The 14,015-nt window shown below is 60.2% G+C and carries 11 protein-coding genes and 3 tRNA genes; 4 read left to right on the forward strand and 10 right to left on the reverse strand.

The features are described from left to right. Window positions 1-92: 92 nt before the first annotated feature. Window positions 93-1,856, forward strand: coding sequence for a terminase ATPase subunit family protein (locus GQA94_RS16060; RefSeq protein WP_158190136.1), 1,764 nt, complete (start codon window positions 93-95; stop codon window positions 1,854-1,856). Continuing rightward, window positions 1,856-2,848 (forward strand): phage portal protein, encoded by a 993-nt coding sequence (locus GQA94_RS16065; protein ID WP_158188966.1) that lies wholly within the window; start codon window positions 1,856-1,858, stop codon window positions 2,846-2,848. Before GQA94_RS16060 ends, GQA94_RS16065 begins: the two co-directional genes overlap by 1 nt. On the opposite strand, the gene GQA94_RS16070 is transcribed toward GQA94_RS16065, so the two are convergent. The 4 genes from GQA94_RS16070 to GQA94_RS16085 form a co-directional block, all read right to left on the reverse strand. After that, window positions 2,826-3,737 (reverse strand): AbiJ-NTD4 domain-containing protein, encoded by a 912-nt coding sequence (locus tag GQA94_RS16070; RefSeq protein WP_158188967.1) that lies wholly within the window; start codon window positions 3,735-3,737, stop codon window positions 2,826-2,828. The genes GQA94_RS16065 and GQA94_RS16070 overlap by 23 nt on opposite strands. A 696-nt stretch (window positions 3,738-4,433) precedes the next feature. Then, window positions 4,434-4,518, reverse strand: a tRNA-Leu gene (locus GQA94_RS16075). Window positions 4,519-4,564: 46 nt separating this feature from the next. Beyond that, window positions 4,565-4,640 (reverse strand) — tRNA-His (locus GQA94_RS16080). Window positions 4,641-4,685: 45 nt separating this feature from the next. Next, window positions 4,686-4,762 (reverse strand) — tRNA-Arg (locus tag GQA94_RS16085). Between the two features lie 271 nt (window positions 4,763-5,033). On the opposite strand from GQA94_RS16085, the gene folD reads away from it, so the two are divergent. Continuing rightward, window positions 5,034-5,888 carry a bifunctional methylenetetrahydrofolate dehydrogenase/methenyltetrahydrofolate cyclohydrolase FolD gene (gene folD / locus GQA94_RS16090; protein WP_158188968.1) on the forward strand — a complete coding sequence of 285 codons (855 nt, stop codon included), beginning with the start codon at window positions 5,034-5,036 and terminating at the stop codon, window positions 5,886-5,888. A gap of 84 nt (window positions 5,889-5,972) precedes the next feature. Here folD and GQA94_RS16095 read toward each other — a convergent pair whose 3' ends face one another. From GQA94_RS16095 to GQA94_RS16120, 6 genes are read right to left on the reverse strand one after another with little or no spacing between them, the layout of a single operon-like run. Then, window positions 5,973-7,712: an ABC transporter substrate-binding protein gene (locus GQA94_RS16095; RefSeq protein WP_158188969.1), complete on the reverse strand. Its 1,740-nt coding sequence runs from the start codon at window positions 7,710-7,712 to the stop codon at window positions 5,973-5,975. 43 nt (window positions 7,713-7,755) lie between these two features. Further along, window positions 7,756-8,028 (reverse strand): DUF2160 domain-containing protein, encoded by a 273-nt coding sequence (locus GQA94_RS16100; protein WP_158188970.1) that lies wholly within the window; start codon window positions 8,026-8,028, stop codon window positions 7,756-7,758. Window positions 8,029-8,038: 10 nt separating this feature from the next. Beyond that, window positions 8,039-8,839, reverse strand: coding sequence for a carbohydrate ABC transporter permease (locus tag GQA94_RS16105; RefSeq protein ID WP_158188971.1), 801 nt, complete (start codon window positions 8,837-8,839; stop codon window positions 8,039-8,041). Window positions 8,840-8,853: 14 nt separating this feature from the next. Further along, entirely contained in the window at window positions 8,854-9,717 is an 864-nt protein-coding gene (locus GQA94_RS16110; protein ID WP_158188972.1) for a carbohydrate ABC transporter permease, read from the reverse strand. Continuing rightward, window positions 9,714-10,811, reverse strand: a complete 1,098-nt coding sequence (locus GQA94_RS16115; protein WP_158188973.1) for an ABC transporter ATP-binding protein — start codon at window positions 10,809-10,811, stop codon at window positions 9,714-9,716. Before GQA94_RS16115 ends, GQA94_RS16110 begins: the two co-directional genes overlap by 4 nt. Window positions 10,812-10,821: 10 nt before the next feature. Further along, complete coding sequence (locus GQA94_RS16120) at window positions 10,822-11,904, reverse strand: ABC transporter ATP-binding protein (protein WP_158188974.1); 1,083 nt, start codon at window positions 11,902-11,904, stop codon at window positions 10,822-10,824. Between the two features lie 219 nt (window positions 11,905-12,123). On the opposite strand from GQA94_RS16120, the gene GQA94_RS16125 reads away from it, so the two are divergent. Further along, entirely contained in the window at window positions 12,124-13,992 is a 1,869-nt protein-coding gene (locus GQA94_RS16125; RefSeq protein ID WP_158188975.1) for a sigma-54-dependent Fis family transcriptional regulator, read from the forward strand. Window positions 13,993-14,015 lie beyond the last annotated feature (23 nt).

Here is a 14,015-nt window from a genome sequence, read left to right on the forward strand (position 1 = left end):
GCGGTGCGCGGGCAATCGCCCCGCTGTGTATGCGCGGCAGGTACAGGGCGCGGCGCTAACGGGCCTCACGCGTGCGCGACACCATCTGCGCCATGAACGCAGCCACCGAACTCCCCGCCCAACGTGATAACCGCCGCCAGGCCAAGTTTTTGTACTGGACGGGTTGGCGCATCACCGATATCGCCGACTACCTGGACGAGAAGGAAAAGACCGTCCACAGCTGGAAGACCCGGGATGAATGGGACCGGGCCGACAACGTCGAACGCATCGGCGGCGCGCTGGAAGCCCGATTGGTTCAGCTGATCCTGAAGGACGGCAAGACCGGCGGCGACTTCAAGGAAATTGACCTGCTGCACCGTCAGCTGGAGCGGCAGTCTCGCATTCAGCGGTACCAGAGCGGCGGTACCGAAACGGACCTCAACCCGAACCTGGCCAAGCGCAACGAGGGGCCGAAGGCAGCGCCTAAACGTAACGAGTTCAGTGAAGAGCAAATCGAAACGCTCGAGGAAGCGTTCAGAGATGGGTGTTTCGATTACCAGTTGGACTGGTACCGCGCGGGTAATCAGCGGACCAGGATGCTTCTCAAGTCTCGGCAGATCGGAGCGACCTATTATTTCGCTCGCGAGGCGCTAATCGATGCGATCACCACTGGCCGAAACCAAATTTTCCTTTCTGCCAGCAAAGCCCAAGCCCACCAATTCAAGACCTACATGCAGGCTTTCGTTAACGAAGTCTTGGGCGTCAAGCTTTCCGGCGATCCCATCGTGCTTTGGAACAATGCGGAGCTGCACTTTCTAGGAACCAACTACCGCACCGCGCAGGGCCGTAGCGGCAACTTCTACTTCGACGAATTTTTCTGGGTACACAAATTCAAGGAGATCAACAAGGTCGCCTCTGGTATGGCCTTGCATAAGAAGTGGCGGAAAACCTACTTCAGTACACCCAGCTCTATGGCTCACGAGGCATACAGCTATTGGACCGGGGAGCGCCGCAACAAGAAGCTGCCCAAAAGCCAGCAAGTCACGATCGATGTCAGTCACGAAACCCTTCATGGGGGCCGATTGTGCGAGGACCGTGTCTGGCGCCAGATCGTCACGATCATGGATGCCGAATCCAGAGGCTGTGACCTTTTCGACCTGGACGAACTTCGTGAAGAGTACGACGCAGAGGCCTTTCAGAACCTGCTGATGTGCCAGTTCGTCGATGACGGCGCGAGCATCTTCCCGCTGAACATGCTGCAGCCCTGCATGGTGGACAGCTGGATCGAGTGGAACGAGGACTACAAGCCGTTCGCCGATCGGCCCTTCGGTGACCGCCAGGTGTGGGTGGGTTACGACCCGGCCGAAACCGGTGACAGCGCCGGCCTGATCGTGGTTGCGCCGCCGTTGGTACCGGGCGGCAAGTTCCGCGTGCTCGAGCGTCATCAGTTCCGCGGGATGGACTTCGCCGCCCAGGCCGAGGCGATCCGCCGGGTGACGCTTCGCTATTGGGTGACGTATATCGGCATCGACATGACCGGCATGGGTTCGGGCGTGGCGCAGTTGGTGAAGCAGTTCTTCCCGAACCTGACCACCTTCAGCTACTCGCCAGAGGTGAAAACCCGCCTGGTGCTGAAGGCTTACGACGTGATCCACAAGGGCCGGCTGGAATTCGACGCCGGCTGGACGGACCTCGCCTCCTCGCTGATGGCGATCCGCAAGACCACCACGGCGAGCGGCCGGCAGATGACCTACACCGCTGGCCGCACCGACGACACCGGCCATGCCGATCTGGCGTGGGCGCTGTTCCATGCCCTGCACAACGAGCCGCTCGAGGGCATGACCGCCCAGAACACCAGCTTTATGGAGATCTACTGATGACCACCGACATTGCCGCCGCACCCGCCCCAGGTATCGAGGCCTTCACGTTCGGCGACCCGATGCCGGTGCTCGACGGACGCGAGCTCCTGGACTATCTCGAATGCTGGCTTAACGGGCGTTGGTACGAACCGCCGCTGTCACTGGATGGGCTGGCGAAGTCGACCAGGGCGAGCGTGTTCCTGCAGAGCGGGCTGAACTTCAAGCGCAACATGCTCGAGCGGACGTTCATTCCGCACAAGCTGCTGAGCCGGCAAGCGTTCGGCCAGTTCGCCCTGGACTGGCTGTGGTGTGGCAATGCGTACCTGGAACGACGCCAGAACATGCTGGGCCAGGCGCTGAGCCTGCAGCCGACGCTGGCCAAGTACATGCGCCGCGGCGCCAATCTGGAAACCTACTACCAGGTGCGCGGGTGGAAGGATGAACACCAATTCGCCGCCGGCACCATCTGCCACTTGCGCGAGGCGGATATCAACCAGGAGGTGTACGGGTTGCCGGAATGGTTGTCCGCGCTGCAGAGCGCGCTGCTCAACGAGTCGGCCACCCTCTTCCGGCGCCGGTATTACCAGAACGGGTCGCATGCCGGCTTCATCATGTACATGACCGACGCGGCGCAGAAGGAAGAAGACGTCGACGCCCTGCGCACTGCGCTCAAATCAGCCAAGGGGCCGGGCAACTTCCGCAACCTGTTCATGTACGCACCGGGTGGAAAGAAGGACGGCATCCAGCTGCTGCCGGTGAGCGAAGTGGCGGCGAAGGACGAGTTCGGTTCGATCAAGAACATCAGCCGCGACGATCTACTCGCCGCGCTGCGCATCCCGCCCCAGCTGATGGGTATCGTGCCGCAGAACGCTGGGGGGTTCGGCTCGCTGCGCGAGGCCGCCGAGGTCTGGGCGGTCAACGAACTTGAGCCGATCCAGGCAAGGCTGGCTCAGGTGAATGAGTGGGTTGGGGAAGAGGTGGTGCGGTTCAGGGAACTTCATCAGGCTTGACCTTGTTCCGCTTGACTTCGAGCGTGTACCGAATGAAAGCCGCACTTAGATGCAACGCTAGTTCGGCGTCTAGCGCGTGAGCTCTAGACGGTACGCGAGCCCCGTGCCGAACCGCTGGCTCATCGTTGCAGTAGTCGTAAAACTTCTCAAACACTGAGATCAAGCGGGGCGGATAATGGCCTTCAGATTTCATCTGAGCCAGGGCTTTGCCTAGTGTCGAAGCCTTCGGATAAAGCACCCTGCACACGCTCTCAAGTGCGCTTATCGACTCTTTGATAGAGTTTTCGGTGTCCTTGCTAGTACCAAGGATGTACTGCTTGGCTTTCAAATAATGCACACGAGCTGGTTGAAACTCGTCTTTCAACTGGCTTACCGCCGCGTCTATTCTTTCCGAAAGATCCTTGGGAAGGGCCATTTCAAAGCTACCGGTAGAATTTAGCCGCCACGCTACTAGATGCTTTTCAAACAGCCGATTCACCTTCGCTTGGTAAGCGGGATACTTAAAAACTTCGAACGAACTTGCGAAATCAATGGACTCATAGTTCGACTCAGCTAGCCGGAGCTGCTCACCAATCAGCTCGACGCAATCGTAAAACTGCCACCACTCAGCGGTATTTAGCGAAAACCGCAGCCCTTCCCAGCATGTCCAAGAATCCCAGTCGCTATCGTCCATTCTTCGGCGAACGATGAAGCACAGCCGCTCATTCAGCTCCTTCATTCCCAACGGCCGAAGCTCATCATTCTTGATACGCGAGTCTTGGTCGACGTAGACCAGTTTCTGAAGTACGTCTAAAGCGAACTCCTCCCGTAACCAGTCGGGCGCATCCTCAACGATCTGCTCTCCGCTCTTACGTGCGGGGTCGTAGCCATACCGGTGCGAAAACCTCATCACGATCCATCCTTGTCAAAGAACGCCGATTCTGTATCGAAGCGCGGCGTCGAAGCCACCCCGGCGCGCGCCGTTGTCCCCCCACCACACCTGCGGGCTTTAGGTGGCTTTTTTTCTGCACACCTGCAGCACGCCACTGCCGGCCCACTGCGACGGCTGGCGAGACGATCACGGCGTAATGAATACCTGCGGAACCCTGCAAGGGTACCCCTCTCAGGCAGGCCCTTAGAGGCCAGAATTCTGAAGCGATTTTGCAAACAGGTAATTTTGGTAAGGCGCCCGTCTGAAAAGGCTAGAGGCCACGTATTTTCTGGGCTTGACCAATTACCTCGAAAGGTAATTTTAGGTAAGGGAAAAGGTAATTTTTTTGCAAGTGCTTGAATTTAAAGGGATTCAGTTTTCAATCACATAACCAGTACTAGAGGTAAGTCGCTTACCTATTTATTACCCTATTATTACCTTTAACAACATATCCTATGGAACTGAAAAACAAGGTGTTTTTGCAAATCAGAAACACACCTTACCAAAATTACCCGTTTTCGATGAGTCAACCAAAATCGCGGGATTCGCCCGGGCGGGGTTGTTTCGGTCTGCCGTCTCTCTTTCCATGGGAACGCACTGGGAACAAACACCCACACCTTCACGCTGCCCCAGAAACGCGAAAGCCCCGGAATCCGGGGCTTTCAGCTTCTTACATGGTGCGGACGGAGAGACTCGAACTCTCACACCTTGCGGCGCCAGAACCTAAATCTGGTGTGTCTACCAATTTCACCACGTCCGCTTGTTGCCAAACGAAAACGCCAGGCAATGCCTGGCGCTTCAGAATATGGGGTGGACGATGGGGTTCGAACCCACGACCGCAGGAGCCACAATCCTGTGCTCTACCAACTGAGCTACGCCCACCATATTGCATGTTGCATGTTGCATTGCTTGTGCCAGAGCCCGAAATGGCGCACCCGGCAGGACTCGAACCTGCGACCATCCGCTTAGAAGGCGGATGCTCTATCCAGCTGAGCTACGGGCGCTTTTATCTGCAACCTATCCGAGCGCAGACTTCAAGCTTCAGCCATTGAAGACCTGGGCCTTCAAAAGCCGTCTTACCCAGCAGCAAGCTGTGCTCGACAAGCGGGGCGAATCTTAATGGCCTGCCTGCATGTCGTCAACAGCAATACCGAAAAAAAATCAGTCTGGTAAAGGAGTTACAGGAATCGATGACCGCATTGCCTTTGCCGGACGATGCCACCGTGCGAGAATGCGCCTCCTTTTTCAATCCTTCTCGATGGTTAATCAAGCGTCATGACCGCAAAACTGATCGACGGTAAAAAGATCGCTGCCAATATCCGCCAACAGATTGCCGGCAGAGTGTCCGAGCGCTCCCAGCAGGGCCTCAGGGTTCCCGGCCTGGCAGTGATCCTCGTGGGCACCGATCCGGCCTCTCAAGTCTATGTGGCCCACAAGCGCAAGGATTGCGAGGAAGTAGGATTCAAGTCCACCGCCCATGACCTTCCGGCGACGACCAGCCAGACGGAGCTGCTGGCACTGATCGATCAGCTCAATGATGATCCGCTTATCGATGGCATTCTCGTCCAGCTGCCCTTGCCCAGGCACCTGGACGCCTCCCAGTTGCTCGAACGCATTCGCCCGGACAAGGACGTCGATGGCTTCCACCCATACAACATCGGCCGACTCGCTCAGCGTATGCCCCTGCTCCGTCCATGCACGCCCAAGGGCATCATGGCGCTGCTCGAAAGCACTGGCGTCGACTTGCACGGGCTCAATGCGGTGGTCGTAGGCGCGTCCAACATCGTGGGTCGCCCCATGGCGCTGGAACTGCTGCTGGCAGGCTGCACCACCACCGTCACCCACCGGTTTACCCATGACCTGGCCGAGCACGTCAAGCGCGCCGACCTCATCGTGGTGGCCACGGGTATCACCGGACTGGTGAAGGGCGAGTGGATCAAGGAAGGCGCCATCGTCATAGACGTCGGTATCAACAGGCAGGCCGACGGCAAGCTGGTCGGCGATGTCGAGTTCGAAGTGGCGGCACAACGGGCGAGCTGGATCACCCCGGTGCCGGGCGGTGTAGGCCCGATGACCCGCGCCTGCCTGCTGGAAAACACCTTGCACGCGGCCGAGCATTTGCATGGCTGAGCGCGCGGGCGTTTGAGTCTGCGAGGCAAAACAACGGCACCCGAGGGTGCCGTTTTTCGTTGCGAGTGCGCGGCGCACCCTGCCTCAGCGCGCCTGCTCCCATGATTTGATCAGTTCGTCATAGCTGACGGTCTGGCCCTGGGGCTTTTCGTTCTCAAGCTTCGGTTTCGGCGCTCCGGGCTGGCTCAGCCAGTATTCCGGATCCCGTGGCTCGTTGAGTTTGGGACCGCACTTGGGCTGTACATTGGCGCGCTCCAACCGCGCCATCATGGTGTCCTGCGCTTCGGCAAGACCATCCAGCGCTTGCTGAGGGGTCTTGTCTCCGCTGGCCGCTTCGGCGATGTATTGCCACCAGAGCTGCGCCAGCCGTGGGTAATCCGGCACGTTGGTCCCGGTCGGCGTCCATTGCACCCGCGCCGGACTGCGATAGAACTCGATCAGGCCACCCAGCTTCGGCGCCGCCTCGGTCATGGCATCGGAATTGACATCGGAGTCACGGATGGGCGTCAGGCCGACGAGCGTCTTTTTCAGCGACACGGTTTTGGAGACGGTGAACTGTGCGTAGAGCCACGCGGCCAGACGCCGTTTCTCGGGTGTCGAGTCGAGGAAGGTCCACGAACCGGCGTCCTGATAGCCGAGCTTCATGCCCTCCTCCCAGTACGGCCCCTTGGGTGACGGCGCCATCCGCCATTTCGGCGTGCCATCTTCGTTGACGACCGGCAGGCCGGGCTTGGTCATGTCCGCGGTAAAGGCGGTGTACCAGAATATCTGCTGGGCGATGTTGCCTTGCGCCGGCACCGGCCCGGATTCGGAAAAGGTCATGCCCTGCGCTTCTGGCGGTGCGTATTCGCGCATCCAGTCGACGTATTTCTGGGTCGCATAGACCGCCGCAGGCCCATTGGTGGCGCCGCCGCGCGCAACGCTCGACCCGACCGGATGACAATCCTCGACGCGGATGCCCCACTCATCAACCGGCAAGCCGTTCGGCAGTCCTTTGTCCCCCGCGCCGGCCATGGAGAACCAGGCATCGGTGAAACGCCAGCCAAGCGATGGGTCCTTCTTGCCGTAATCCATGTGGCCGTACACGCGTTGGCCATCGATCTGCTTGACGTGCTTGCTGAAAAACTCGGCGATGTCTTCATACGCCGACCAATTCACCGGAACGCCGAGTTCGTACCCGTAGCGCTCCTTGAACTGTTGTTTCAGATCGTCCCGCTCGAACCAGTCGGCGCGAAACCAGTAGAGATTGGCGAATTGCTGAACGGGCAATTGGTAGATCTTGCCGTCCGGCCCGGTGGTGAACGAAATACCGATGAAGTCGTCCAGATCGAGCGTCGGCAGCGTGTAGTCCTTGGCTTCGCCTTCGATCATGTCGCTGATGGCAACCGCCTTGCCGTAGCGGAAATGCGTGCCGATCAAGTCGGAGTCGTTGATGTAGCCGTCATAAATGTTCTTGCCGGACTGCATCTGGGTCTGCAGTTTCTCGACGACGTCGCCCTCCTGCATCAGATCGTGGCGCAGACGGATTCCGGTGATTTCGCTGAATGCTCGAGCGAGGGTCTTGGATTCGTATTCATGGGTGGTGATGGTTTCCGACGCGACGTTGATCTCCATCCCGCGAAATGGCTCGGCCGCCTTGATGAACCAGCGCAACTCCTCCATTTGCTGCTCCGGCGAGAGCGTCGAGGGATTGAATTCCGACTCGACCCATTTCTTCGCCGCGTCTTCATAGGCGTCGGCCCATGTCGTTCCCGCAATGCCGGACAACGTCAGCAGGGCCGTGAGCGCCATGCCATGTCGGGTGTTGTTTTTATTGTCGAACATAAACACCTCCTTTGGGTTACTCGGAGGGATGAACCCGGTAGGCTCACCCCCAGCGCATCACTGCAAACAACCAGACGAGAGACAGCGCGGACGCTATCCAGATGCTCCAGTCGGTCAGCCCTATCAGCAGCAGATGCCAATAAGCGCTGCCCAGCAGTCCAATGAACAGGCGATCGCCACGGGTGGTGACGATAGGCAGCACGCCTCGACGTGGCACGCAGGGACGTTTCAACTCCCAGACGCTCATGAATGCCAGCATCAGGCCGATCGCCGCGAAGAACACCGCCGTTGGCAGGGTCCAGGCCATCCAGTTCATAGGCTGTCTCCTATACCCGGCCGAGGGCGAAGCCCTTGGCGACGTGATTACGCACGAACCAGATCACCAGCATGCCGGGCAGAATGGTCAGCACGCCGGCGGCGGCGAGCACACCCCAGTCGATGCCCGAGGCCGAGACGGTCCGCGTCATCACGGAAACGATGGGTTTCGCGTCCACCGACGTCAGCGTGCGCGCCAGCAACAGCTCGACCCAGGAAAACATGAAGCAGAAGAAGGCCGTCACGCCGATGCCCGAGCCGATCAGCGGAATGAAAATCTTCACGAAGAACCTGGGGAAGCTATAACCGTCGATGTACGCCGTCTCGTCGATCTCCTTGGGCACGCCTGACATGAAGCCTTCGAGAATCCACACCGCCAGGGGCACGTTGAACAGACAGTGCGCCAGGGCCACCGCGATGTGCGTGTCAAACAGCCCGATCGATGAGTAGAGCTGAAAGAACGGCAGCAGGAACACTGCCGGCGGCGCCATTCGATTGGTCAGCAGCCAGAAGAACAGGTGCTTGTCGCCGAGAAAGCGGAAACGGGAAAAGGCATAGGCGGCCGGCAGCGCCACGGTCAGCGAAATGACGGTGTTCAGGCAGACGTAATACAGCGAATTGATGTAGCCGCTGTACCAGCTGCGATCGGTGAAGATCACCCGATAGTTGTCCAGCGTGAAACCCTGTGGCCAGAGCGTAAGCCCGCCGAGAATCTCCGTGTTGCTCTTGAACGACATATTGACCAGCCAATAGATCGGCACCATCAGAAACACGATGTAGAGGATCAATACGACTCGCTTGCGCAGGTTCATCGGCGCCCTCCTCGTCATTTCGGGTCGCCATGGGTCATGGCCGTATAGAACAGCCAGGACACCAGCAGGATGATCAGGAAATAGATCAGTGAGAACGCCGCCGCCGGGCCGAGATCGAACTGCCCCACCGCCATCTTGGTCAGCGTCTGGCTGAGAAAGGTGGTGGCATTGCCCGGCCCGCCGCCGGTGAGGACGAAAGGCTCGGTGTAGATCATGAAGCTGTCCATGAAGCGCAGCATCACCGCGATCAACAGAACGCTCTTGAGCTTGGGCAACTGGATGTAGCGAAACACGGCCCAGGCCGACGCCCGGTCGATCCGCGCGGCCTGGTAGTAGGCGTCCGGGATCGCCCGCAACCCCGAATAGCACAGCAGCGCGACCAACGAGGTCCAGTGCCACACATCCATCACCAGCACCGTCACCCAGGCATCGCGGGTATTGGACGCATAGTTGTAGTCGATGCCCAGCTCACGGAGGCCGTAGCCGAGCAGGCCGATATCCGCGCGCCCGAAGATCTGCCAGATCGTCCCGACCACGTTCCACGGGATCAGCAGCGGAATCGCCATCACGATCAGGCAAAGCGACGCCCAGCGGCCACGGGTCGGCATGGTCAGCGCGACCGCGATGCCCAACGGGATTTCGATCAACAGGACGCAACCGGAGAAGACGAACTGCCGCAGCAGCGAGTCGTGCAGCCGGGGATCGTGCAGGATCTGTCGGTACCAGTCCGCGCCGACGAAAAACCGCGTCGAAGAATCGAAGATGTCCTGAACCGAATAATTCACGACCGTCATCATCGGCAGGATGGCGCTGAATGCCACCAGCAGGAACACCGGCAGCACCAGCCACCAGGCGCGGTTGTCCTGGATTTTGTTCATGATTCGACCTCCACCAGGCGGTCGTCGGCATAGAGCATCAACCACTGGGCCGGGAAGCCCAGCCATGCCGTGTCTTTCGGGACGGTCTGGTCTTCCGGCAATCGAGCCTTGATCAGATGGCCCTGCAGGCGAAACGCGACGATCTTGTAGGTTCCCAGGTCCTCGACCCGCACGACCTCGGCCTGCATGCCGCCAGGTGTCGCGTCCTCGGCGACCTGAACGAACTCCGGGCGGATGCCGATCTGCAGGCGGCACGCTGCGAGGTCCGGTAGCCGTGCAACCAACGGACTGGAAAGCGGCAGGTGCAGATCGCCGAATCCAATACCTCCCTGCTCGCCACGCACCTCGATCAGGTTCATGCCCGGACTGCCCACGAAGAAGCCGACGAAGGTGTGCTGTGGCCTTTCGAACAGCTCCCTCGGGGTCCCGAACTGAACGATCTGCCCACCGTGCATCACTGCGATCTTGTCGGCGAAGGTGGACGCTTCCAGCTGATCGTGAGTGACGTAGATCATGGTGATATTGAACTGCTCATGGATCTGCTTGAGCTTGCGCCGCAGTTTCCATTTCAGGTGCGGATCGATGACCGTCAGCGGCTCGTCGAAGAGAATCGCCGATACGTCGTCGCGCACCAGGCCGCGGCCCATGGAGACTTTCTGTTTCTCGTCCGCTGTCAGGTTACGGGCTTTGCGCGCAAGCAATGGATGCAGATCGAGCACCTCGGCGATCTCATGCACCTTGCTGGCAACCCGTGCCTCCGTCACGCCCTGATTGCGCAACGGGAACGCCAGGTTGTCGAACACGGTCATGGTGTCGTAGACGACCGGAAACTGGAAAACCTGCGCGATGTTGCGCGCCTGCGGCGAGAGGCTGTTCACTTCGCGCGCGTCGAACAGGACCTTCCCCTGGGAGGGGCTGAGCAACCCGGAAATGATGTTGAGCAAGGTCGACTTGCCGCAGCCGGACGGACCAAGCAGCGCGTAGGCCCCGCCCTGCTCCCAGACGTGGTCCAGCTCGCGAATGGCATAGTCCGCCGCCCCGCTCGGTTGCGAGCTGTAGCTGTGGGCAAGGTTCTGCAAACGAATCTCCGCCATGGCGCTTTCCTCAGACACGTCGGGCCGGCGCCTGAGCCAACTGCCCGGCCGCATCGAACACAAACAGCTTGTGGGTCGGGATGTACACCCGGATGGGCGAATCCACCGCATAGTCGTGCACGCCTTGCAGGTGCAGCACCAGGCCGAAATGGTCGTTGCGTACGTGCAGGAAGGTTTCCGATCCGCTGATCTCCGCCAGCTCGACCCGGCCTGAAACCTCCAGGTCATCGTCATTGGACGGCACCAGGCCAATGTGGCTGGGGCGAATACCGAACCGGTATTGGCCTTCACCCAGCCCGCGCAGGTCCGCATTGAGCGGAAAATGCATGCAGTCCAGCAAGCTCACTTCATTGGCGCCCATGCGCCCCGCCAGCAGGTTGATCGGTGGCTCGGAGAACAGCTCGGCGCTGAGCATCTGGCTGGGACGGTGATAGACCTCCGATGTCGGCCCACTCTGTATCACGCGGCCTTCATGCAGAACGGTTGCCGTTCCGCCTAGTGCCAGTGCCTCGTTGGGCTCGGTAGTGGCGTAGACGGCAATGCTGCGCCGCGTCCTGAACAGCGCGCGCATTTCCTGGCGCAGTTCCTCGCGCAGCTTGTAGTCGAGATTGACCAGCGGCTCATCGAACAGGATCAGGTCCGCGTCCTTGACCAGCGCGCGGGCCATCGCGGTACGTTGCTGCTGCCCGCCGGACAACTCCAGCGGATAGCGCTCGAGAAACCCCTCTATATGCAGCATCTCGGCTGTTTCACGGACCTTGCGCTCGATGTCCACCGGGCTCAGGCGCGCCTGCCGCAGAGGCGAGGCGATGTTCTCGAAGACGGTCAGCGTCGGGTAATTGATGAACTGCTGGTAAACCATCGACACGTTGCGCTTGCGCACCGGCACGCCCGTCACATCGGCGCCGTTCATCAGGATCCGCCCGGAGTCCGGTGTGTCGAGCCCCGCCATCAATCGCATCAACGAGGTCTTGCCCGACAACGTTCGGCCGATCAGAACGTTGAACGAGCCTGGCTCGAACGACAGGCTGACGTCGTCGACATGAAGGCTGCCATCGACGGATCGGGTGACGTGTTCCAAGGTAATGGACATGCCGCATCCTTGTCTTTTTAGGCAAGGAGCCGAGCGATATCCGTGCCAGGGGCGGCAATGGCGCTAGGCCGGGCGTCCGCTGCGAAACGCCCTGGCTTGAAGTGTTCAAAATGAACAATTGTGAACATTGACAGTGAACAGAAATGAACAAGACTGTTCAAGGCGCGGGCCGTAGCGACAGCGCAATAACAATAAGCACTGCTCGTTCAGAGAGGCAACATGGCCGACCCAGCCCAGCCCATCTCACATCAGGCTCTGGTAGAGGACTCCTGGAGTCGCTGCGAACGCTACGGGCTGAGTCAGCTCAGCATGCCCAGCTTCGGCCAGCCTGAAGAGCAGGAGATCAACGCCCTGCTGGACCGCCAACGCAGCCTGGTGCAGACCACCCAGCGCGAAGTCCTGCCGTACTACGAGAATATCCTTTCGAATTCGAGCTGCCTGATTCTCCTGGCCGACAGTGGCGGTCAGTTGCTGGAGTCCTGGGGTGATCGGCGCTTCGTCGAGCCGGCCCAGCGACGCGGTTTCAAGCCTGGCGCGAGCTGGATGGAACGTGACACCGGCACCAATGCGATCGGCACCGCCCTGGCCAGCGGTCAGGCCGTTCATATCCAGCGCGACGAGCATTTCCTGAAGGCGAACCGCTATCTGTCCGGTGCGGCGTCACCGATCTTCGACGCCGAGCGCCGGCTGATCGCGGTGCTCGATGTCTCCAGCGACAGCTATCTGCCGCCTTCGCATACCCTGGGCATGGTGAAGATGATGAGCCAGTCGGTGGAGAACCGGCTGATTCTCAACCTGTTCCATGACGACTATTTCCAGCTGACCTTCAACACCGGACAGGACAATCTCGACAGCCAGTGGGCCGGTTTGCTGGTATTCGATGAATCGGGGCTGATCGTCTCGGCCAACCGACGCGCGGACAACCTGCTCGGCGTAACGCTGACGCGCAGCCGCATCGACGATCTGTTCGGCGTCCCGCTGCTGCAGTTGCTCAATCAGCCGGAAGATCAGCCCCTGCCACTGCGCGCCATGGGCCGTCACCGCTTTCAGGGCCTGGTGCGACGGCCGCTAACCCCCCGCATCCGGCCGCGTGACTTGCGTACTGCAAACCGCCCGGAACGACTGATCGACCTGGCCAGCATCGACCAGGGCGATGCGCAGGTGCGCAAACTGATCCATCAAGCCCGGATCATGCTGGAAAAGGACGTCCCGATTCTGCTTCACGGTGAAACGGGCGTCGGCAAGGAAGTCGTGGTCAGGGCGTTGCACGCCGCCAGTTCACGCGCCACGGCACCGTTGATCGCCGTGAACTGCGCCGCGATTCCGGGCGAGCTGATCGAATCCGAACTGTTCGGCTATGAGAAGGGCGCCTTCACTGGAGCCCACCAGAAAGGTAGCGTGGGGCTGATCCGCAAGGCTGACCGAGGCGTACTGTTTCTCGACGAAATCGGTGACATGCCGCTGAGCCTTCAGGCCCGGCTGTTGCGCGTGTTGCAGGACCGTAGCGTCCAGCCACTCGGAGGCGGCGAGCCCTTTGCGGTCGATTTTCGCCTGGTCTGCGCGACGAACCGCTCGCTGCGCCATGAAGTCCAGACCGGCCGTTTTCGCCAGGACCTGTTCTACCGCGTCAGCGGCCTGAGCGTCGAGCTACCGCCACTGCGCGCCCGCCGCGACAAGCAGGCGCTGGTCCAACGTCTCTGGGAGCAGCATCGCGAGCCCCAGCAATGGGCGGGTCTAAGTGCCGAGGTGCTGCGGCTGTTCGAGTGTCATCCCTGGCCAGGCAACATCCGTCAACTGAGCAGCGTGATCAAGGTCGCCCTGGCCCTGGCGGGTGATCAGCCGATACGCCCCGAGCACCTGCCAGACGATTTTTTCATGGATATGGAAGGCCATCCGCAAGCGCGCGGGTGCGCAGAATCATCGCCTGAGATCGACGAGGCGTCGCCGAACACAGCGGCGGCTCACCAGCCGCTCCGATCACAGTACGAGGCTTGTCGCGGCAACGTTTCACACCTGGCAAGGCATCTGGGCGTCAGCCGCAACACCCTCTATAAACGCTTGCGCGCCGAAGGGTTGTGGCCGGGTTGACGTGAAGGACACCCTGAGCCGCC

This window comes from Stutzerimonas stutzeri (genome assembly GCF_009789555.1).
Lineage (GTDB): Bacteria > Pseudomonadota > Gammaproteobacteria > Pseudomonadales > Pseudomonadaceae > Stutzerimonas > Stutzerimonas stutzeri_R.